The organism is Desulfosarcina variabilis str. Montpellier, from assembly GCF_048565275.1.
GTDB classification, from domain to species: Bacteria; Desulfobacterota; Desulfobacteria; order Desulfobacterales; family Desulfosarcinaceae; genus Desulfosarcina; species Desulfosarcina variabilis.
The window spans coordinates 1,574,051-1,593,993 of sequence record NZ_CP159846.1; the positions used below are offsets into that span (position 1 = coordinate 1,574,051).

Genomic DNA, 19,943 nt, shown 5'->3' on the forward strand with positions numbered 1-19,943 from the left:
TCAATTGGCTTCATGATGGAACCACGATTGCGTATTCAGACAAATTTTAACGAGCATGAGCATGACCGGAACTTCGATGAGGACGCCTACAACCGTCGCCAGAGCTGCTCCGGAACTCAACCCAAAGAGCATGGTCGATGTGGCAATGGCAACTTCGAAGTGGTTCGACGCACCGATCATGGCTGCTGGAGCCGCGTCCTCGTATCGCAGTTTGAGGAATTTTGCCAACGCATATCCCAGGCAGAAAATAAGCACTGTCTGAATGAACAGCGGTACGGCGATCCAGAGGATGGTCAGCGGATTGCCCAGAATGACCTCTCCTTTGAAAGAGAAGAGCAGCACGAGTGTGATCAGAAGGGCAATGATAGTTATGGGGGTAAGCACGTGCAGGAAGCGCGCTTTAAACCACGCTTCTCCTTTGGCAGAAATAATCCAGCGGCGCGAAAGATAACCGGCAAACAATGGAAGGGCGACGTAGATGCCGATGGAAAGAAGCAGTGCCTGCCAGGGGACGGGAAGCCTTCCGACACCAAGAAGAAAACCGCCCAGCACGCCGTAGAGCAGCAGCATGGTCAGCGAATTGATGGCTACCATCACCAGGGTGAGGCCGTCGTTGCCCCGTGACAGGTATCCCCACACCAGCACCATAGCCGTGCAAGGCGCGATCCCCAGAAGAATACACCCGGCAAGATAGCTGCGCCACAATGGGACTGCAAGCATCTTGATGCCGTCGATCAGGACCACGGTTCCGGCCCCATGGGTTGCACCCACCGACAAATCCAGCCCGAATATTGGTTAATTTAGCAAGGATTCCGGTAAGGATTCCACAAATGCACGGATTTCATCGCGCACCCGGCGGTAGTGAACCATGGCCGTTTCCTCGGTGGATTCGTTTTTGGCCAGTGCCGGGGGATCGTCAAATCCCACATGTACGATCTTGGCTCTTCCTGGGAACATCGGACAGGTTTCATGAGCATGGCCGCAAACGGTGACGACATAATCCCATTGTTCATCGAGAAGATCATCGACGAGCTTGGATTTGTGCTTAGAAATGTCTACCCCCGCTTCGGCCATGGCTTTGACCGCCATGGGATTGAGTCCGTGGCGTTCGATGCCCGCCGATTGGCATTTGATTACGTCACCCTTTAGGTGATTCGTCCACCCTTCGGCCATTTGGCTGCGGCATGAATTTCCGGTGCATAAAAATAGGATTTTCATTTTGATTTGATCCAATCTACAATTCTTTTTTCCAGAGAATTTCTAACCATACGGAACATTTCTCTTTGTTCGTCAAGACTCCCTTGGAATACCGAAGGATCTTCTTCAGGCCAATGCAGTCTCTCGGTGACGCCTGGGAACACTGGTGTGTGTTTTTCAGCCATGGGGCAAACGGTAATGAGGTGGTCAAAATATGTATTTCCGATAAATTTCAATACGCTTTTCGACCGTTGGTGGCTAATGTCAATTCCGGCTTCGCTCATGACCTCGCGGGTGAGTGGCGGTACCTTTCGGGGTTCAATTCCGGCGCTATAAACCTCGAATCGATCGCCGCCATGATGCCTTAATAGCGCCTCGGCCATCTGACTGCGGCAAGAATTGTGTGTGCAAAGAAAAATAACCCTGGACCTGGTACCTTTAGGCGGAGGCGCTTGACTATTTTGAACGGCGACGGTTCGCCGTGCCATGTCTGTGGTCAAAACGGGATCGGAATTTGCTTTGTTAATCCAGAGCAGTGCCTTCTTAACCGCATCATCAACAGGAGATTGCGGCCAACTGTAATAACGCCACCGTCCTTCTCTTTTGGAAACCAGCAGTCCTGAATTTTCTAAAATTTTTAGATGTTTGGATAATGTTGAGGGTGCGAGATCATAAATCTCAACCAATTGTTGCAAATTCATGGCGCCATTTTTGGTGATCAGTAGAACTCGAACCCGAATGGCCTCTGATAGCGCTTTTGCTATTTCGACACATCGATCAATTGAATCCTTTTTTTTCATTTCTTGTAGTTCCCACCAGCCAAATATTTTAGGCGTCTATTGATTATTCAATTGCCATTACTATATTTCGCGAAACTACGAAGTCAAATTATTTCCGTGTTAGTTATCTGTTGGGATTAACAGGTTGGCAGGCACCATGTGCTGTTCATGAATAAATTAAGGGGGTTGGTATGGAAAAGAAACAAAGCGTACTTTTTATTTGTCAACACAACAGCGGTCGCAGCCAAATCGCTGAGTCCTATCTGAAGATGTTGGCTGGGGAACGATTTTCAGTTGAAAGTGCAGGCTTGGAACCTGCCGACGCGGTTAATCCGTTGGTAGTTGAGGTGATGAAGGAAGAAGGTGTCGACCTCTCGGCAAACCAGCCGCAAAGTGTTTTCGAGTTGTTTAAAAAGGGGAATCTCTATGGCCATGTTATTACCGTTTGCAGTGATTCTGAGTCAAAATGTCCGGTCTTTCCTGGGATTTCTAAGCGTTGGTACATGCCATTTCCAGATCCTGCCAATGTAGAAGGTTCCGAAAAAGAAAAACTTTCCAAAGTTCGGGAAATTCGTGACGCTATCAAGCGTTGGTTGTTAGAAAATCTGGGAGAGGATTCAATATCTTTTAAGGCTCCGATGTGAATCCGGATCGACTTGTTCCATATAATAGGTTTTAGGTTAAATCCTTGGTTTTGCAAACAGTCGCCGCTTAACGAAATAAAAGACAACATACGCATTGAGAATGAGGCTCAATCCGGCCACCGCCTTGATCCCCGTTTCCATGGTACCTGGACCACCGGCGGTGGCGGCAGGAACTGACGGGGCTGCGGTCGGCCCGGAAGCTGCCTCCGGCTTTACCATGACGGTCGCTTGTTCAGCATGCCCCATGCCGTCACTGACCTTGACCACCCACTGACCCGCTGCGTCGGGGCAAAAAACAAACTTGCCGTGTTGATCGGTGCGTGCATATTGGTGCTCCACCTCCGCGTCCCTGGGGCTGAACACCAATGCCTCGGCATAGCGCATGGGGGTTTGATCGGAATAGTAAAATTCCAATGCCACCATGCGTTCACCGGTTAAGACCCGGTGGCCGGTGCCGTGGGCATGGGCCTGTGCAGGCAGTCCCAGGGCAGTAATCAACAGAAGAGCAAGACCTCCGAAAAATAAAATAACCGCTTTCATCACTTTGCCTCGAATATGAAAAAAGTCATGAACTTCAGGTGGTCGATCTCGGCATTATCCTTGACCGGCACGATGTGCTTGGCAGCGATCAGCTGCCGGCCCGATTGGTTCACGGTAAACCTGGCAATGCCCTGGTCATCCGTTTCGGTCCGGGTTTGATCGTTCAGGGAGACCACGGCGTGTTTGAGTGGCGCCCCATGAAAAAGCAACTTCACCGCCAGTGGCTCATCCGGACCGAGCCGGTAGGGGCTCTTGAGCGGCACCACCTCGAAGAACAGTCCCAATGGGTTGCTGATGGCACTCGTTTCCGCGAACATCGTCTTCGATGTCTGTGTGGATGTGAAGGCCTTGAGGACCTTGAACCCCTGCTTTTCGGCTTCTTGCCGGGTCATCAGTTTTTTGCCCCGGGTGGTTTCGACCCGGCCACCCCACTCGCAGCGAACGGCCGCCAGGCACGGCGAACGTTCCGCCCGAAATAAAGCCTTTTCTTTTTCCGCAATCCGCGTAATCGGGATCTCACCGCCGTTTCGGTCTACTGCTTTGATCATCTTCACAGCTGTCGGATCATAGGCATCCAAACGATCCGGCAGCGCGCCACGGGCCACCATATATCCATCGCCATCCTGGATAATCCAGAGGTGATGTCCGAAAACAACGCTGGCTGAAATCAGAATACTGAGCATGGAAATACCTGCAACTACAAGTCGAGTAACGCTGGTTGACTGGAACGGCATGGATCGTTCTCCTTTATTTTTTTTCTGCACCCTTAGCGGATACATTCGCCAATGACCACAAGTCCGAGCCATGCTTCATCTATTTTTTTTATGTCTGTGGCGATTGTGGCCAGGGTGCTGCGCAATACGTGTTCTTTATCTGCGTAGCCGGCATAGTAAACAACGGCCACCGGAAGATCGGAAGGGAAGTGGGGACTCATGTTTGCAGTCAACTCCTTAAGATTTCGCAAGGACATGTAAAACACCATCGTCGACTTGTACTTGGACAGATCCTTGAGAATGTCATCGCTTGAACCATGTTCCTTCCCGAACAGCGATCGGGGGGAAGTGAGCAAAACGAATTGTGATCCCTCGCATGTCACCGATCGTTTCAGGGCCGCTGCAGCGGCATTGAATGCACCCATGCCGGGAATGACTTCATAGTAGCGATCATCCAGCCCAACAAGCAGACGGCCCAATGTGGGGCCGTACACGCAGGCATCTCCCCCGTCAATCATGGCAACGGTTTTTCCCTGCTTGATCTTTTCCAGAACGAAATTCTGAACTTTTTTTCTTTGCGCTTCGCGAGCGGACACACGAGATTTCGGGTCCTTATTCTTGGCGTCATTGTCAAAGACGTTCTCCCAGGGATTGAAAGCTACTTTTGAAGGGTCGATATATTCTTTAAATTTATTGAAACGCTCTGGTAAGCGCGGAGAACAAAGCAAAAAATCCGCTTTTTTGATTATTGTCAGCGCTCTTGGGGCGCTTAAATCGGGTCCCGCCGGTCCGATGCCGACCACGTACAGCTTGCCCAACGCTTCGGCTCCCGCTGGCAGCGCAAATCCAATGGTGAAAAGCAAACCCATCCAAACAATCATCAGTGGTCGGTGGTAAAATTTTTCGGGCAACGCTGATATCGGGCAAATTGGCCATTTCTGGATGGGCACTAGTTAAAAATCGATCTGGACCGACCCGTAATAAAATGTCCCATCCTCGATATACTCGTCTTCATCCGTAACGTTTTCCACATTCAGGCGCAGGGTAAGCCTGTCAAAGAAGGTTCTCCAGACGGACAGGTCAAGGGGCATGTAGTCGGGGACCGTTTCAGTGTTTTCGGAATCCGCATATTCATCGACATTGTATCTGAACGCAATCGATGCGTTGATCAAGTCGGAATTTCGATACGTCAGACCGGCCCTGTATTTATGCTGAGGCTCTCCCGAAAGGTATTTTCCTTCTAATTCCGGATTTTCCTCGTCCTTGGCGATTTCGGATTGGTCAGCCCGATGCGATACTGATCCATTTGCAGATCGTCATAAAAATACTCACGCCCCTTGCCCATTTCATGTTGATAGTAAAGCGCGCTTAACGACAGATCGGTACGATCGCCCAAGGCATAGGTCATTTTGCCCAGCCCTTTGCCGACCTCCCGGTAGCGCCTTACGGTGTATTCTTCAATTTGCTCGGGGTCCACCATGTAGAACCCATCGCTTTCTTCATAACCGCCAGATAAGAGATATCCGAAACGGGATATGGTTTGGGAGTGAATAGCCGTACCGCCATAGGTATCTTCGGATCCTGCAGTCAATTTGAGACTGGTTTCCCGCTTCTGCGCTGGCTTTTTGGTAATGATGTGGACGACGCCACCCAAGGCCTCCGAGCCATAGGCGGCCGATGTCGGTCCACGCACGATTTCGATTCGTGCGATACTCTCTTTGGGGATCAGGCCCCACGCCACCCATGCAATCGAATTGCTGAAATTATCATTAAGCGGAACGCCATCAAGCAACATCAGCGTGCGGTTACGGCCAACCCCTCTCAGTGAAAAGTGACTGGATACGCCACCAGTCTGTGTCCCGTAATGACTGAAGTTCTGGAATCCAACGGTATACCTGAGGATATCTTCGATTCTTTCAAATGGCGAATCCATGATTTCCTCTTCCGAAACCACGGTAACGCTGCGTATTCCGCCGCAAAGTGACCACTCATTCCGCTGGAAACTGTCCAGCCATTCCGCTCCATTGTGACCACCCATTCCGGAGCAAACTGTCCACCGATTCCGGAACATAGTGACCACCCATTCCGCTGGATTGTGACCACTTTTTCCGGGAGCGATTCGACGCTGGATCAATTGGCCTTTTAACGATAATCCTCCTCATTTTTATCCGTGAGGGGGATTGATGGCAAAGGATCGATTATCCATGCGAAAATTCAAAGAGGTATTACGGCTCAAATTCGAACACGGGCTGACCAACCGTAAAATTGCCAAAAGCTGTGCCATGTCCCATGTCACTGTGGGAAAGTATCTGACACTTGCCGAAAATGCCGATATCACCTGGCCACTGCCTGATGATATCGATGATAGCCAATTAGAGCAGCGTCTTTACCAAAAGGTCCCGCGGCCGGATTCCCAGAAACCGGTCATGCCGCAAATGGAATACCTGTTTAAGGAGCTCAAAAGGAAATACGTCACCTTGCAGCTACTGTGGTACGAATACAAACAGGACAATCCAGAGGGCTACCAATACAGTTATTTTTGCGAACTATACCAAAAATGGCGCAAGGGCCTCGATATCAGTATGCGCCAGGAACACCTGGCCGGCGAGAAACTGTTTATCGATTATGCCGGACAGACGGTGTCCATCATCAATCCCGAAACGGGAAAGGTTGAGCTGGAGGCCCAAATCTTTATCGCCACTTTAGGCGCCAGCAACTTCAGCTACACCGAGGCCACCGCATCCCAGACATTGCCGGACTGGATAAAGTCACACATCCGCGCCCTGGAGTTCTTCGGCGGCGTCCCACAGATTTTGGTGCCCGACAATCTGAAAAGCGGTGTTACCCATCCCTGCCGCTACGAACCGGATGTCAACCCGACCTACACGGATTTGGCCAACCACTATGGCACCACGGTCATTCCCACCAGGCCCGGAAAACCCAAAGACAAAGCCAAGGTAGAGTCATCTGTTTTGATCGTCGAGCGCTGGATATTGGCGGCGTTAAGAAACCATCGATTCTTCTCGTTGGCTGAACTGAACAAGGCCATCTATGAGAAGTTGATGATATTCAATCAGCGTCCACTACAAAAGATGAAAGCCTCTCGTCAGCACCTTTTTGAAACCATCGACAAACCGGCGCTGGCCCCTTTGCCTGCCCATCGATACGAGTTTGCCCAATGGAAAAAGGCGACCGTAAATATCGATTACCATGTCGAAGTGGATCATCACTATTACAGCGTTCCTTATCAACTCAGGGGAAAGAAACTCGATGTAAGCAGCACCGCCACTACGGTTACGGTCTTTCATAAAAACCGGCGTGTGGCCAGCCATCTGAAAAGTCACCGGAAATACCATTATTCGACGTTACCGGAGCACATGCCCAAAACCCACCAGAAATACCTGGAATGGACACCTTCCCGAATCATCAACTGGGCGGGTAAGACCGGACCGTGTACACAACACCTGGTCACGGAAATCATGCAGCGCAAAAAGCATCCGGAACAAGGCTTCAGGTCTTGTCTTGGCGTGATGCGTCTGGGCAAACGCTATAGTCCCCAGCGACTGGAAAAGGCCTGTGAACGAGCGGTGGCCATCGGTGCCTACACATTTAAGAATGTCGAATCCATCCTCAAAAACGGGCTCGACCAGACACCGCTGATTCAACAGACCAAAAGCCGTAGCATCTCTCATCCCAATATCAGAGGCTCACGCTATTACAACAAAAAGGAGAATTAATCATGATGACTCAGCAAACACTGGATAAATTATACGATATGAAACTGACCGCCATGGCCGAAGCCTTTTCTCAGCAGATGGCGCAACCGGATTTGGGGGACCTGAGCTTTGAAGACCGGTTTGCCATGCTGGTGGATCGACAGTGGACCTTCAAAGAAGACCGCCGAATGACACGACTGCTGAGGACCGCTAAACTCAAAGACGGCGCCTGTATCGAGAACATCGATTTTAAGACACCCCGGGCTTTGGATAAATCGTTGGTTTTGAGACTGACCGGCAGCGATTGGATCAAAAATGCCCAGAACGTCATCATCCTCGGTCCTACCGGGGTCGGCAAAACCTACCTGGCGTGTGCCATTGCCAACAGCGCCTGTCGTAGCGGTTATCCAGCTATGTTCAAACGGGCTCCACGATTATACCAGGAAATCGCCATTGCCAGAGCCGACGGATCTTATCCGAAGCTGATGAACAAATTGTTAAAGATCAAAGTGTTGATCATCGATGACTTTTGCATCGCATCAATGAGTGACCCGGAACGACGGGATCTGCTGGAGGTGTTGGAAGACCGCCAAGGCATATCTTCCACAATAATTGCCACCCAGGTCCCCGTCGAGAACTGGATCGAAAACATCGGCGATCCAACCCTGGCCGATGCGATTTTGGATCGTCTGGTTCACAACGCCCACAGAATAAATTTGAAAGGAGAATCCATGCGAAAAATCCGCTCGTCCTTGACGAAATCAACCAAGTCTGAAAGGTAGGAAAAAACCAGCGTCGCTTCGCTCCGATCAAGTGGTCACAATGCAGCGGAACAAGTGGTCACTTTGGAGCGGAATGCGTGGTCACTATCCTCCGGAATGACTGGTCAGTTTGAGCGGAATACGCAGTAACGCTCTGGGGCGCATCATAAACCGAGGTTTCCGAACGTGTGGCCGAGATGACAACTTCGTCGAGCTTGTAGTAACCGGGTGTCTCTTCAGCACGAATCCCCGTGACGGGGTTGATGAGCTGGACAATCATCCCAATCCATACAAAAAACATCCAACGCTTCATCTGACGCCTCCTTATCCGCAACATTTGGAATGTGTGGTTTCAGCACTTATTCGCGGGTTAGACCTTGCCATGGAAAATAAAAAACCACGAAGCTATTTCTCCCACAGGGGAGAACAAACCTTCGTGGTCCTTTATCTCCGGCAATTTTTGTATATCCTAGCCTACAAGGCAGAATATTTGATTCGCTTCAGTTGATTTTTCTTTAAGTTATGGTGGGCAGCTTCGGCTGCAAATTGGAAGAACTTCTTATCGAGTTTTTGCTCATAAGTCAAGGTGTTTCTATTATCGCCAATAAATATATTAAGCAAACAATAACAATAGGTTGTCTCTATGAAGTCCTTCTTTATTCACGGCAATTGGTCTTGGGCAGGCATTTTAATATCTGGATCTATTGGGGCCGTGGCATACCTTCGTATCGCGGTGTGATATCATCGCGGCTATCCCAAACCCGGTTGATCTCACGCTTCATCTTCAGCCGCAGCTATATTGGCCTGGGTCACCCAGTCGTTGATAACGTCATTTGTATTTGTCTGTAAGTCTTTAAGCCGACATGCATGCTCAAGTCCACTTACATCATTGACTTTGGGGAAACCTGCTGTTTTAAAAGCCATTTGTCTGGAAGCATTCGGATTAGAATGATATGGAGAGGGTGGTTATTCGCGAAAATCAGACAAGAATTGGAGAAAAACATGGAACAAGTGCTCAGAAAGCTCACATTGGATTTTTTTGGTAAAGGGAAGCACAAAATATCACCCAATAAATTTTTCGAAATGGAAAATGGTTTTTTGCTGGATGTTCGATCCAAAGAAGAAGCTGATTCTATTTCAATCGCCATGAAATCGCACCCCAACATAGAATCCAAAAATATACCGGTCCATGAGATCCCGGATAGGCTTAACGAAGTCCCGAACGATAAACCGGTCGGCGTATTTTGTCCGGCAAACGTCAGATCGGCTATTGTCTATGCTTATTTGCTTTCAAAGGGATTGTCGGACGTTCGCATTATCGATGGTGGATATGCCGATCTGACGGAGGCGTTGAAGCCTGGGCCGGTGCTGAAGGCGCTTCAAGGTAAAAAATGATCGAGGATTCGAGGAATTCTTAAATGACCAATTTGATTATCACCGGTTCCCTCATCTTCATTGTCGCTGATGCCATGACCATGGTCGGCAAGGGGGGCGGTAATTTTTATGTCGTGATTCTGGCGATCGCCGGTGTTCCCATGCATGAGGCGGCGACAACCGGCCAGTTTATGCTTTTTTCGGCATCTGTCGCTGCGATGATCATTTTTCAGACATGAGCTATTTCCTTGGCGATTATTACCATTGTTGGGGGAATCCTTGGTGGAAAGCTGGCATTGAGCACAAAACCGAAACACCTCAAAAAGCTTTTTGCATACACGAACTGGCTTGCCGCTCTATTTATGATTTTGAATGCGCTCCATACAAAGGGGATAATATAATCAGCCGAGAGAATCAAAAAATAGTCAGTTTAAGGATGGTTATAGGGTATTTTTCGTTTCAGGGGCGCTAAAAAACTGTGTTATTAGATAACTACAAATTTGTCAGTTTGTAAGCATAGATAGATCGTATCTGCAAAGGCCCTCCGATGGCAATTTGGTATTGCTATCAAAAGAATCGGTTTGGCTGAAAAACGGGTGATATATCGACCTAATCACCACTTATTATAGAGAAAGGCCAACCACAAGATGTTGGGGTTGGCCTCTTTCGTTCTGATGTTCACCTTAATAGCAGTAAACACAAGATTAACAATCATTGTTGTATGTCGAGTCTACCCCATTTGCGGGTGGGCATCAGATATGAGGCCTGAAAGAAAGGAAAGGCTCTCAATTATAACCGATCGGTATGAGGGAATAGCTCCCTTAACTTTGCACCGATGCACATGGCCAATCAAGCAACATCAATTCCGACTTCTTTCAGCCCCTGAATAACCTTAGCAACAATCTCATCGAATTTGATGTAGTGCTGAATCAACACGCGGCCACGTGTTGAAAAGTCGGGTTTGCATCGCAGTAGATCTTTCCCCGCCTTCACCCCCTCCTCGATTTTCCCCGACAAACCCAAGATTGCCGCCTTCAGCAACGGATCCCAAAACAGCAAGGGTTTGTTGAAGTGCAGGGTTTCCTCGTAGGCCTGTTCGTATTTTTCCTGTCGGATCCAGTCAACCCACAGGGCATAGTGAACGGTGATGTTATAGTACGGGTTTTGTTCGATGGCTTGGTTGATGAGCGCCGGACCCCGCTGCCAGTCACCGAAAAGAGTCATCAGATAACCAAGATTCTCTAGAACAACCAATGCGTTGGGATTCAATTGCAGGGCACGCTCGACCTCGGCCAGCCCTGCAGCCAATTCATTTTTGAATAAGAGGATGAAGGCCATGATCATCCTGACCCGTTGGTTGGCGGGGTCGAGCTTTACGCCTCGTTCGGCAAATGTTGCGGCTTTTTCGATGGGGGTTTCCAGGTCGAACAATTCCAGGCTGTAATTGAGGGAATAAAGGCGGGCCAGCATGCTCCACGCCAGTCCGCACTCCGGCTCATTGGTACACGCCTGCTGGAGTGCCTGAAACGTGCTGACAAAGGTCTCTGGGGAGAAATCGTTCAAAAACCGATAAAAACGCAGGATCGCCTGGTGGGTGGTGAGTTCCGCAGGGGCAACCCTTTTGGATTCAGAGGACAGGGCCTTGGCAATAATCCCATCCTCGCATGAGATCTTGCTGACAACCGTACTGGCAATTCGTTCCTCGAACGCAATCAACTCGGCGGGATCGAGATCCGTTCGATAAGAATCCCCCCAGATGTGCATCCCCGTCAGGCCATCGATCAGGTTGACGATCACTTTCAGACCATTCACATCCGTTTTTATGCTTCCGCAGAGCACGAAGCGGGCACCGATATCCGAGGCGCGCCGACGGTTTTCCCCGGGTGTTTGCCTCAATACGCGGATTTCCTGGTAGCGGGTGATTTCCAGGGCGATTTCGGTTGCGATGCCGATCCCCATATATTCCAAGTCCCCGTTGCCGGTCAGGTTCTCGAACGACTGAATCACGATCGTCGGCCACGTATGGGTACGGGCTATATCGGTCTTGCGTCTTTCTTGGAATGGCCGCTCTTCATCAAGGTGGCGTGTTTCTCGAAATAGCGGCACGTAGGTGCCTTTGGGGATCTCGATGCGGATGGGATCGTTTTGCCCGGCCACCAGGTAATACCGTTCAAGAGCCCGCCGAAGCTTGTTGGCTTGAATGCTCACGATGGGATCGGTTGCCTGGTTGAATTCCTCGCCCCTTCCGAAGACCTGGGTGGCGATGGTATAGCCCTTTATTTCGTGGGAACGACCGGACAACGCCGTCTTCACAACGAACGTCAAAAAGGATCGCTGGGCTTCGGTGGCTTTGAACTCGGGGCTGGTCAGTATGCGGTTGAGCTGTTGGCGGATGGATTCGGCGGGAGGGACGGCTTCTGGATCGGAGGTGGTCGCCCTTGAAGTTTTATTGTCCGTAGTCGTCATGAGCTTATTGCCATGGGTGGGTGGCAAAAATATGTATAAATAACAAATAATTATAATCTACGCCTGTGTATAGCATATCCTAAATTAGTACACAAAGGGTTTTTCCTGTTTTACAGGAAATGAACGAATATCCATCGCAAGCTTCCTGTGATTCGATTGACGCTTCGAGGGCGGGCTGACGTGACCATTATCAAAAGCAGTGTTTTCCACGTTCTGGAAAAATTTCCTGACCGCGCTGGGGAAATTAAACGGCTATATAGAAAAAACCAGGACTTTCAGACCATATGTGAAGATTACCGCCAGTGCGCCGAGGCACTGCATCACTGGAGCCAATCGAATGAAAAAGAGGCGCCGATCCGGAGGCAGGAATATGAGCAATTGTTCCAGGAATTGATGGATGAAATTTGTCTGTACCTCAACGAAGCGGTTTAACAATAATGGAGGCATAGATGAAATCATTTAAGAGCGTCATTTCATTAGTAGGCGTCCTCTCTTTTGTGTTCTTCAGTCAAGTTGCCGTCGCGCAAAAGAATGGCGACGGCAACGCCATTCCCTATCCATTGGAGAAATGGAAAGGGGGCCAGGGAAAGACCCTGGCGGACTCGAAACCCGATTTTATCGGACAACCAAAGGCGCCCGACGGTGCTCCCAATGTCCTGGTCATCATGCTCGATGACGGCGGCTACTCGAGTGCGACATCCTATGGGGGCGTCATGAAGACACCCACGTTCGACCGTCTGGGGGATGAAGGCATTCGCTACACGCACATGTCCCTGGCCGCGGTGTGTTCCCCCACCCGCGGCTCGCTTTTGACCGGTTATAACATTCACCAGATCGGAACCGGCATCATATCGGAGTTTGCCACCGGTTATCCGGGGTACAATTCCCAAATCGACTACAGTACGCCGTCCATTGCCAAGATCTTGACCGACAATGGCTATGCCACGGCGGCCTTCGGCAAATGGCACAACACCCCCATGGAAGAAGCCTCCCCGGCCGGTCCGTTCGAGAGCTGGCCCACGGGTATCTGGGGGTTTGAATATTTCTGGGGATTTCTGGGCGGTGAAACCAACCAGTTTCATCCCTTATTGTACGAAAACACCACGGCCATTGAAACCCCTAAAACCAATGCTGATGGATCGGAATTCCATTTATCCCAGGGCATGGCCGACCAAGCCATAAAATGGCTGGAAAACTGGAAAGGCCTGCGGGATGCGCCTTTCTTCATCTACTACACGCCGGGTGCCGTGCATGCCCCCATCCAGGTCCCCAAAGAGGTGCGGGACAAATACAAAGGACAGTTCGATGACGGCTGGCATGCCTACCGGGCGCAACTGCTGGAGCGCCAGAAAAAACTGGGCCTGGTGCCCAAAGACGCCAAGATGGTGGACTGGCCGGAAGTCCTGCCCAAATGGGATTCCTTCAGCAAGGAGGGGAAACGGTATTTATCACGGCAGATGGAGGTCAATGCCGCCTTTCTGGAACATGTGGATTATCATATCGGCCGGGTCATCGACCACATCGAGGAAATGGGCGAGCTGGACAATACCCTGGTGATTTATCTGACCGCCGACAATGGCTGTACGGCGGAAGGAACACCCACCGGGACATTTTCCGAGCTGTTGATGCAGAACGGGTTCCCGCCGCTGACCATGGAACAGCAGCTGGAAAAACTCGAAGAATTCGGAGGGCTGGATGCCTGGGGCGGGCCGCACCTGGCTAACCATTATTCCGTGGCATGGGCGTATGCCTCGTCCACCCCGTTTCAGTGGACCAAACAGATGGCGTCCCATTTCGGCGGAACCATGTCCGCTACAGCCATAAGATACCCCAAAGCCATCAAGGCCAGGGGCGAATGGCGAAGACAATTTCAAAACGTTATTGATTTAGTTCCCACGATCCTGGAGGTGACCGGTGTTCCGGCGCCCGACTATGTGAACGGCCAGAAACGAAAGCCGTATCCGGGAAAATCGCTCACCTATGCATGGAACAATCCCGATGCCAAAACAAACCATCCCACCCAGTATTTTGAAATGACAGGATTTGTCGGCTTGTATCACGATGGCTGGACCATCAGCGGAAAACCGTATCGGATTCCCTGGTCGTTAGATCCCTCGGTAATGGCAAATTTTAACCCCCTGAATGTAACCTGGGAATTGTATAACATTAATGAAGACCCGATACAGCAGGTGAATGTGGCGGACAAGTACCCGAAAAAAGTCAAAGAACTGGAAAAACTATTCTGGGAGGAAGCCGATAAGTACGATGTCTATCCTATCGGCGGTTCTCTGGGCAAGGCACTGCAGCCGGAATCCAATCCGCAGCGGGCTGGAAAAAGACATTGGGAACTGACACCCAATGTGTACCGGGTGCCCGAACTGGCCGGACCTGAGATCAAATCCACCAACTACGAGGTGAATGCCTATATAACGGCTGATGATACGACCGAGGGGGTGATTTATGCGGTTGGCGAACATATTGGCGGACAGGCGCTGTTTATCAAAGACGGAAAGCTGAGATACAGCTATTCCACCCTTGGCCTGTACTGGCATGATTTTGACGGGAATGTGAAAATACCGCACGGTGATATTAAAATCACATTGAAGCATGCCATGAAAGAACCCCGGTTGAACGGCCCCTCCTTCGTTGAATTCTTCATCAACGATAAAAAAGTGGGTGAAATGGACATTACTGCGACTGTATATGGTTCTTATACAGCTCATGAAACATTCGATATCGGCCGTGATGAAGGCATGCCGGTGAATGAGGAATATGCAGACAAAGGTAAATTTGAATTTACCCCGGGGCAATTGCACAAGGTCGTGTTCGATATCAAGAATCCCGAAGAGAAAGTGGAAGCCTCCGAGTACAGCATTATTGACTAGGTTGATAATTCATCTAAAAAAAGCCGCAAGGTCTTTGGCCACGATCCGGTGGCCTCACCCTTGCGGGCCTCATCCCCGTTGCACTGGCCGGCGTATACCACCAGGCGGCGACGGGCAGGACATATGAGGTGTTATGCGGCATTCGACGCCGTTGTACTTGATGGACGTCGAGACGCCCGTGATCGGCGGTGGCAGAGCAAACGTCGACGAATTCAAAGGAGACAGATTATGAGAACGATGAATGTGGCCTTGCTGGCGATCTTCCTATCAGGGGCCTTGTTGTTGTCCTGCGCACGACAAGCCCCTGCACCACCCGCCACCCCTGCGCAACCCGCGGTTCTTGGCGACGGCGCCGGTGCCAAGTACGATCGTGTTGACAATGTGCACCAGGTGCGATTCATCGAAATCTTCCTTGTCGGCCGCGAGGCAAGTACGGGGAACGTAGTCGCGGCCGTCTACAACACCATGTACACCCCCCAGGGCATCCCGGCGTCGAAAGACACTGCCCCGCAAGCGCTGCTCGAGGGCCTCAACTTCGACCACATTAAGAAGGAATACGGCGTCCTCGGTGCGTCCTTGAACGGCCCGAAACTCTGCCTGCCCGATTGGGTTGAAATCGATGTCGGGGTCGAAAGAGATTTCAACGGTCTTGCAGCCGTGTGGGTCGCCCAACTGAACATGGGCAACAACACCAGCGTCGGTGAAATCGCGCCCTACAAGCCCGTGACTATCGCCCGGCACAGTGGGTTGGGTTGGAACAAGGGCAGGACCGTGATTCTCCTTGACGATGCTGAAGGCAACACCTGGATCATGAAAGGGTTCGAGTTGGGCCTCAAACCGCAACATACTTACGATGAATTTCTTGCCGCCTTGCCAAGCGTTTACCAGAAGCTCCCGGAGGGCTGGAAGGTGCGGGTCAAGACGCTGGAGGAGGATCTGATCGAGAAGCCGGAAGGCGGAGTCGCCACCATCATGTCGGACGAGTTCTTCAATGTCTATGACAAGACCGGGCCAGGCATGACCAACTACAAGCCCTAGTCATCCGACATTGGGTCGACCTGACCACTCAGTCGTGGGTTGGCGCTCATCTCCTCCGTGATCGCTCTATTTCCGGACGTGCGGTCGTCGGAGGTGCGATTGACTCCTTGGGGTCGGAAGTGGGCAAGGCATTGGCTGCGTCAACTAAAACGCCGCATAACATCTATATGGCCTCCCCTTGTCAAGAAAAAACTTCACCCGCGGATCGGAAGGGTAAAAAAATCTAATGCTACTTGTTCCGTCTCTTAATTCAGATTTCTCAACAAGCAACTCGCTGGTTCAAACTTGCGTCTTCGATCGCCGGCGTCATAGCGTTTTGATAACGCGTCTGCACCAAACATCTATCGGGATTGACTGATCTGCCAAATAGGTTCTTTGACAATCAGCGTGCCATTTTAGGATGGCTTCAGAATATATTTCGGGCCCTTATTCCGGCGCAGTCAAAAGAATCGGCTCGTCATTATAAACGTCCAGTTAGGCCCAAAATAAGCGAGTATTGGCTGAAAAGAATAGCAAACACGACGACCACCTTACAACGACATAAAGTAGCACATTAAATGGCTTTGGGGTCGCCCAAATTAACCAATTGTAATTAAATGAAAAAGGCTGATTTGCATACCCGTTATTATTGCTTAGGTGGCCTGTTTTGACCGCAAAAACACCATTTTAAGGTCCTGGCTGGAAAATCCACCGGAAAGTATTGTCCCAAGACATTTTCAACTCGTCCATCTTCTGCGGATAGCCATCCTCATTTCCGTAGTTTTCTATGGTTTCCCGTAGATGGTATTCATCCCTTCGTAATTGACGTTTCTTTTTGCCTAAAGCATTAATCCCCAGAATTGTCTGTAGTTTACTGATAAATGGTTCGCCACCAACAGCAATACTTTCCACGAAATGTTTTTGACGCTCCGGTTGTTCTTTCAGTTGGCTGGATATCCATCCAGAGTGGGATGTGGCCAAGGCTTCATTTGAATCCACATTTAGAAACCTTTGTAATGCATTGTGATCGATCAGTCGGTAACGGTCCTTAGGATGTTGGATTTCATGATATCCACTCCATTTCCATTCTGACGGGTGGTTCACCACTCCAGCGCGAACCATGTTCAAATCGACATATACCAGGCACCGCCACAGATGTTCTCCGGACTCGATGGCGGTTGCATGATAACGGTCTTGCCAAAAGGCACCTTTTCGTTTTTTGCATCGATTGTATTCCTGCGCGGTCCTGCCGGCTATAAGCTGCATGGCTTTGGGAATGGCCTGGGTATTTTCACTTGAAGAAAGAATGAGATGGGTATGATTGGATGTAACGATAAAATTGAGGATGGACAGCCGAAACTTAATTTTTGCTTCGAAAAGGAGTTCGATCCAACGGTTACGATCTTTTGCAAATTTTAAAAGGAAATCTCTCTTATGGCATCGGTGGGTGATATGTCAAATATATCCCGGCATAAAATGTCGATAAGCGCGTGCCATCGCTCATATTCGCTTAGAATAGGGTTTTTACCCCCAAAAGTGGTCGCCTAAGGTGCTTTCGGAGATCATCTTTTCACCTTTTATCTATTTATGTCAATTGGTTAATTTTGGCGACCCTTTTCATATCTGTAATTGTAATCGCAGCAGAATGGTGATTAGTTGGGGCTACCAAACCAGATGGAAGTACCGTTAGGTAACGTTACCCAGCCAAGGGTTTCGTCCTAACGGTAACGTGTATATCCTCCCTGGAACGGTTGCCCTAAAAATCATACACTCTATTCTGATATCGGCCAAGTCCCTGTACAGATTCCGGAAATAGTGAATTTTCTCCATTGCGACCAGTTCCTTCCAATGCAAACACAGAAGACTCTTGTCCTGTTTAGAATAAAAAATTGCTGTGGCACGTCAATTGCTCTACACGAAAAAATGACAAAATCATTTCATTACTATCCAAAATCAATCATTCAGGAGGGAATAATGGAAAAAGGTGAAAAACTGGTAGTCGTCGGATGTAGCGGTGCCGGCGGACCGGCGGTAATGATGGCGAAAAAGCTCATGCCGGAGATCGATGTTACGGTGATCAGAAAAGAACCCCATTTCATTGTCCGCTGAGCGCTGCCTCACGTGGTGGCCGGTCTGGCCGCTGACTCGTCCATTATCGTTCCGGATGCAAAATTGGAAGGCATGGGAATCAAGGTTATCGTCGGTGAAGTCACCAATGTGAACGCTGCCGATAAAAAAGTAACGCTGAGAGATAATAGCACCTTGGAATACAACAAACTGATTCTTACAACCGGTGCGCGTTCCTTTGTTCCTCCCATTGAAGGGCACGATCTTGACCATGTGGTTTGCCTGCGGGGCTCCCTGGATGCTCAACAAATTCGATCCATTTTAACAAAGAGCAATCCGCGCCGGATGGTTTTCGTGGGTGCTGGGTTTATCACCATGGAGATCGCTTCTCTGCTTTTGGCTGCCGACGACCAGCTGGAGATCACTGTGGTAGAGTTGCTCGATCGCCCCCTGCCCGTCATGCTCGATAAAGACATGGCCGACAAAGTGTCTGATTATGTGTCGAAAAAGGGAATCAATTTGCTTACCGGGAAAAAAGTGGAAAGGCTTCTCGGTGAAAGTGGCAAGGTAAAAGCGGTTGAGCTGGAATCTGGCGAAATCCTGAAGGCGGATGTGGTTTTTATCCATGTCGGTGTGCGCCCGAATCTGGAATTAGCGGAAAAAGCCGGTCTGGAATTGGGCCGGTTCGGGATCAAGGTCAATGAATTTCAGGAAACATCGGACCCGGATATTCTTGCCGGCGGAGATTGCGTGGAAAAGGTCAATTTCATCACCGGTAAACCAGATGCCGGAAATTTAAGAGGCCCGGCAGTCATGCAGGGCCGGCTGGCGGCAAAACGGCTGGCCGGATATTCGATTCCTTTTCATGGCGTTCTGAATGCAGGCGGCTGTCAGATGTTCGATATGGTGGTTACGGCAACCGGTCTGACCGAGGAGAGCGCTAAGACCAACGGCTATGAAACGGTGACCGCCATTGTGGAGTCCAGAAGCAAACACGGCATGATCCCGGGAATGCAGCTTTGGTGGATCAAGCTGGTGTTCGACAAAGCGACCAAAAAACTCATCGGTGGGCAGATCGTCAGCAACGGTGTGGGGCCTGCCAGGGAAATCGACGCGGTTAGCGCTTTTATTATGGGAGGTAAAACAATCGAAGACCTGACCGTTTTCACATCGGCCTGCAACCCGGACATCTCTTCCGAACCGAGCATGGAGCCGATCACGATTGCCGCGGAACAGGCGCTGCAAAAAATTTAATTCATTTACATAACTTGGGTTTAACCTAAATATTGACAAGGCGGTGTTTGGTTTCAATAGACCGATGGGTGGGGAAGGGGTGCGGCATGAGAACATAGGTTAGCCGGTGATCAGTTTGGACGAAATCGAATTCATGTTTGCCTTTTAGAAACCTTGTACAGAGACACCAAAATACCCAAACTTTAGTGAAATTAATGCAAACACATTTCTTTGGCTCTTTTTTATGCATTGCCGCTGTGCCGTTTAAACGGAAATGGTTTGATATGCTGGTGCGCTACCATTAACTTCGTTGTGTTGGCTGCAAGGAGTGGTAAAGACCCAAAGGGCGCATCGTACGGCTGGAACAGGTCTGAAAGAATAGCCGATGGCGATTTGGTAATCTTTACCGGGGCTCGGGAAGATTTGGGACAACCAGAGTGCATCTATCTGTAATCAGTGCTGGCTTGGAATAGATTGGAGATATTAATATTTTCAGCGATCTAAAAATGAAGACAAATCGATCTTATTAGAACTCTGTATGATATTTATTT

21 protein-coding genes are annotated in these 19,943 nt (G+C 49.8%); 10 read left to right on the forward strand and 11 right to left on the reverse strand.

Annotation, left to right across the window (positions count from 1 at the left end; all coding sequences use genetic code 11):
* From Dvar_RS06915 to Dvar_RS06925, 3 genes are read right to left on the reverse strand one after another with little or no spacing between them, the layout of a single operon-like run.
* Positions 1–744 (reverse strand): arsenic resistance protein, encoded by a 744-nt coding sequence (locus Dvar_RS06915; RefSeq protein WP_419660971.1) that lies wholly within the window; start codon positions 742–744, stop codon positions 1–3.
* A 51-nt stretch (positions 745–795) separates the two neighbouring features.
* Entirely contained in the window at positions 796–1,218 is a 423-nt protein-coding gene (locus Dvar_RS06920) for an arsenate reductase ArsC (protein ID WP_419660972.1), read from the reverse strand.
* Positions 1,215–1,997: a metalloregulator ArsR/SmtB family transcription factor gene (locus Dvar_RS06925; protein WP_419660973.1), complete on the reverse strand. Its 783-nt coding sequence runs from the start codon at positions 1,995–1,997 to the stop codon at positions 1,215–1,217. Before Dvar_RS06925 ends, Dvar_RS06920 begins: the two co-directional genes overlap by 4 nt.
* Positions 1,998–2,167: 170 nt before the next feature.
* Between Dvar_RS06925 and Dvar_RS06930 the strand changes: the two genes are divergently transcribed.
* Positions 2,168–2,620, forward strand: a complete 453-nt coding sequence (locus Dvar_RS06930; RefSeq protein WP_419660974.1) for an arsenate reductase ArsC — start codon at positions 2,168–2,170, stop codon at positions 2,618–2,620.
* 36 nt (positions 2,621–2,656) lie between these two features.
* On the opposite strand, the gene Dvar_RS06935 is transcribed toward Dvar_RS06930, so the two are convergent.
* The 5 genes from Dvar_RS06935 to Dvar_RS06955 form a co-directional block, all read right to left on the reverse strand.
* Positions 2,657–3,160: a hypothetical protein gene (locus Dvar_RS06935; protein ID WP_419660975.1), complete on the reverse strand. Its 504-nt coding sequence runs from the start codon at positions 3,158–3,160 to the stop codon at positions 2,657–2,659.
* On the reverse strand, positions 3,160–3,894 hold the full coding sequence (locus Dvar_RS06940; RefSeq protein WP_419660976.1) for a DUF4198 domain-containing protein: 735 nt from the start codon (positions 3,892–3,894) through the stop codon (positions 3,160–3,162). The genes Dvar_RS06935 and Dvar_RS06940 overlap by 1 nt, the downstream gene beginning before the upstream one ends.
* 32 nt (positions 3,895–3,926) lie before the next feature.
* Positions 3,927–4,742: an SAM-dependent methyltransferase gene (locus Dvar_RS06945; protein ID WP_419660977.1), complete on the reverse strand. Its 816-nt coding sequence runs from the start codon at positions 4,740–4,742 to the stop codon at positions 3,927–3,929.
* Between the two features lie 84 nt (positions 4,743–4,826).
* A complete protein-coding gene (locus tag Dvar_RS06950; protein WP_419664080.1) occupies positions 4,827–5,144 on the reverse strand; it encodes a TonB-dependent receptor domain-containing protein in 318 nt (105 codons plus the stop codon).
* Positions 5,114–5,944 (reverse strand): TonB-dependent receptor, encoded by an 831-nt coding sequence (locus Dvar_RS06955; RefSeq protein ID WP_419660978.1) that lies wholly within the window; start codon positions 5,942–5,944, stop codon positions 5,114–5,116. The genes Dvar_RS06950 and Dvar_RS06955 overlap by 31 nt, the downstream gene beginning before the upstream one ends.
* A gap of 112 nt (positions 5,945–6,056) precedes the next feature.
* Between Dvar_RS06955 and istA the strand changes: the two genes are divergently transcribed.
* A complete protein-coding gene (istA, locus tag Dvar_RS06960) occupies positions 6,057–7,610 on the forward strand; it encodes an IS21 family transposase (protein ID WP_419660979.1) in 1,554 nt (517 codons plus the stop codon).
* Positions 7,611–7,612: 2 nt separating this feature from the next.
* Entirely contained in the window at positions 7,613–8,371 is a 759-nt protein-coding gene (istB, locus tag Dvar_RS06965; protein ID WP_419659188.1) for an IS21-like element helper ATPase IstB, read from the forward strand.
* A gap of 58 nt (positions 8,372–8,429) precedes the next feature.
* Here the strand turns inward: istB and Dvar_RS06970 are convergent, their stop codons facing one another.
* The gene (locus Dvar_RS06970; RefSeq protein WP_419660980.1) at positions 8,430–8,663 is read right to left on the reverse strand and encodes a hypothetical protein; all 234 of its coding nucleotides are present in this window, start codon (positions 8,661–8,663) and stop codon (positions 8,430–8,432) included.
* Positions 8,664–9,217: 554 nt separating this feature from the next.
* On the opposite strand from Dvar_RS06970, the gene Dvar_RS06975 reads away from it, so the two are divergent.
* Positions 9,218–9,745, forward strand: a complete 528-nt coding sequence (locus tag Dvar_RS06975) for a rhodanese-like domain-containing protein (protein WP_419660981.1) — start codon at positions 9,218–9,220, stop codon at positions 9,743–9,745.
* A gap of 23 nt (positions 9,746–9,768) precedes the next feature.
* Positions 9,769–9,963 (forward strand): hypothetical protein, encoded by a 195-nt coding sequence (locus Dvar_RS06980; protein WP_419660982.1) that lies wholly within the window; start codon positions 9,769–9,771, stop codon positions 9,961–9,963.
* 610 nt (positions 9,964–10,573) lie between these two features.
* Here the strand turns inward: Dvar_RS06980 and Dvar_RS06985 are convergent.
* Positions 10,574–12,190: a hypothetical protein gene (locus tag Dvar_RS06985; protein ID WP_419660983.1), complete on the reverse strand. Its 1,617-nt coding sequence runs from the start codon at positions 12,188–12,190 to the stop codon at positions 10,574–10,576.
* A 180-nt stretch (positions 12,191–12,370) separates the two neighbouring features.
* Here Dvar_RS06985 and Dvar_RS06990 point away from each other — a divergent pair, with 180 nt between their 5' ends.
* The 3 genes from Dvar_RS06990 to Dvar_RS07000 all read left to right on the forward strand — a co-directional run bounded on the left by Dvar_RS06990 (position 12,371) and on the right by Dvar_RS07000 (position 16,113).
* Positions 12,371–12,622 carry a hypothetical protein gene (locus Dvar_RS06990; RefSeq protein WP_419660984.1) on the forward strand — a complete coding sequence of 84 codons (252 nt, stop codon included), beginning with the start codon at positions 12,371–12,373 and terminating at the stop codon, positions 12,620–12,622.
* A gap of 17 nt (positions 12,623–12,639) precedes the next feature.
* Positions 12,640–15,075: an arylsulfatase gene (locus Dvar_RS06995; RefSeq protein WP_419660985.1), complete on the forward strand. Its 2,436-nt coding sequence runs from the start codon at positions 12,640–12,642 to the stop codon at positions 15,073–15,075.
* A 228-nt stretch (positions 15,076–15,303) separates the two neighbouring features.
* Positions 15,304–16,113 carry a hypothetical protein gene (locus tag Dvar_RS07000; RefSeq protein WP_419660986.1) on the forward strand — a complete coding sequence of 270 codons (810 nt, stop codon included), beginning with the start codon at positions 15,304–15,306 and terminating at the stop codon, positions 16,111–16,113.
* A 666-nt stretch (positions 16,114–16,779) separates the two neighbouring features.
* On the opposite strand, the gene Dvar_RS07005 is transcribed toward Dvar_RS07000, so the two are convergent.
* Entirely contained in the window at positions 16,780–17,544 is a 765-nt protein-coding gene (locus tag Dvar_RS07005) for a transposase (protein ID WP_419664081.1), read from the reverse strand.
* A 522-nt stretch (positions 17,545–18,066) separates the two neighbouring features.
* On the opposite strand from Dvar_RS07005, the gene Dvar_RS07010 reads away from it, so the two are divergent.
* Both Dvar_RS07010 and Dvar_RS07015 read left to right on the forward strand, forming a co-directional pair.
* Positions 18,067–18,201 carry a hypothetical protein gene (locus Dvar_RS07010; RefSeq protein ID WP_419660987.1) on the forward strand — a complete coding sequence of 45 codons (135 nt, stop codon included), beginning with the start codon at positions 18,067–18,069 and terminating at the stop codon, positions 18,199–18,201.
* Positions 18,202–18,213: 12 nt separating this feature from the next.
* Positions 18,214–19,413 (forward strand): FAD-dependent oxidoreductase, encoded by a 1,200-nt coding sequence (locus Dvar_RS07015; RefSeq protein WP_419660988.1) that lies wholly within the window; start codon positions 18,214–18,216, stop codon positions 19,411–19,413.
* The last annotated feature ends 530 nt before the right edge of the window (positions 19,414–19,943 follow it).

Coding starts and splice junctions, on each gene's coding strand:
- istA (WP_419660979.1), top strand. CDS start 6,057: ATGGCAAAGGATCGATTATCCATGCGAAAATTCAAAGAGGTATTACGG.
- Dvar_RS06935 (WP_419660975.1), bottom strand. CDS start 3,160: ATGAAAGCGGTTATTTTATTTTTCGGAGGTCTTGCTCTTCTGTTGATT.
- Dvar_RS06930 (WP_419660974.1), top strand. CDS start 2,168: ATGGAAAAGAAACAAAGCGTACTTTTTATTTGTCAACACAACAGCGGT.
- Dvar_RS06925 (WP_419660973.1), bottom strand. CDS start 1,997: ATGAAAAAAAAGGATTCAATTGATCGATGTGTCGAAATAGCAAAAGCG.
- istB (WP_419659188.1), top strand. CDS start 7,613: ATGATGACTCAGCAAACACTGGATAAATTATACGATATGAAACTGACC.
- Dvar_RS06940 (WP_419660976.1), bottom strand. CDS start 3,894: ATGCCGTTCCAGTCAACCAGCGTTACTCGACTTGTAGTTGCAGGTATT.
- Dvar_RS06945 (WP_419660977.1), bottom strand. CDS start 4,742: ATGGGTTTGCTTTTCACCATTGGATTTGCGCTGCCAGCGGGAGCCGAA.
- Dvar_RS06985 (WP_419660983.1), bottom strand. CDS start 12,190: ATGACGACTACGGACAATAAAACTTCAAGGGCGACCACCTCCGATCCA.
- Dvar_RS06995 (WP_419660985.1), top strand. CDS start 12,640: ATGAAATCATTTAAGAGCGTCATTTCATTAGTAGGCGTCCTCTCTTTT.
- Dvar_RS06980 (WP_419660982.1), top strand. CDS start 9,769: ATGACCAATTTGATTATCACCGGTTCCCTCATCTTCATTGTCGCTGAT.
- Dvar_RS07010 (WP_419660987.1), top strand. CDS start 18,067: ATGGAAAAAGGTGAAAAACTGGTAGTCGTCGGATGTAGCGGTGCCGGC.
- Dvar_RS06975 (WP_419660981.1), top strand. CDS start 9,218: ATGCTCAAGTCCACTTACATCATTGACTTTGGGGAAACCTGCTGTTTT.
- Dvar_RS06955 (WP_419660978.1), bottom strand. CDS start 5,944: ATGTTCCGGAATCGGTGGACAGTTTGCTCCGGAATGGGTGGTCACAAT.
- Dvar_RS06970 (WP_419660980.1), bottom strand. CDS start 8,663: ATGAAGCGTTGGATGTTTTTTGTATGGATTGGGATGATTGTCCAGCTC.
- Dvar_RS06920 (WP_419660972.1), bottom strand. CDS start 1,218: ATGAAAATCCTATTTTTATGCACCGGAAATTCATGCCGCAGCCAAATG.
- Dvar_RS07000 (WP_419660986.1), top strand. CDS start 15,304: ATGAGAACGATGAATGTGGCCTTGCTGGCGATCTTCCTATCAGGGGCC.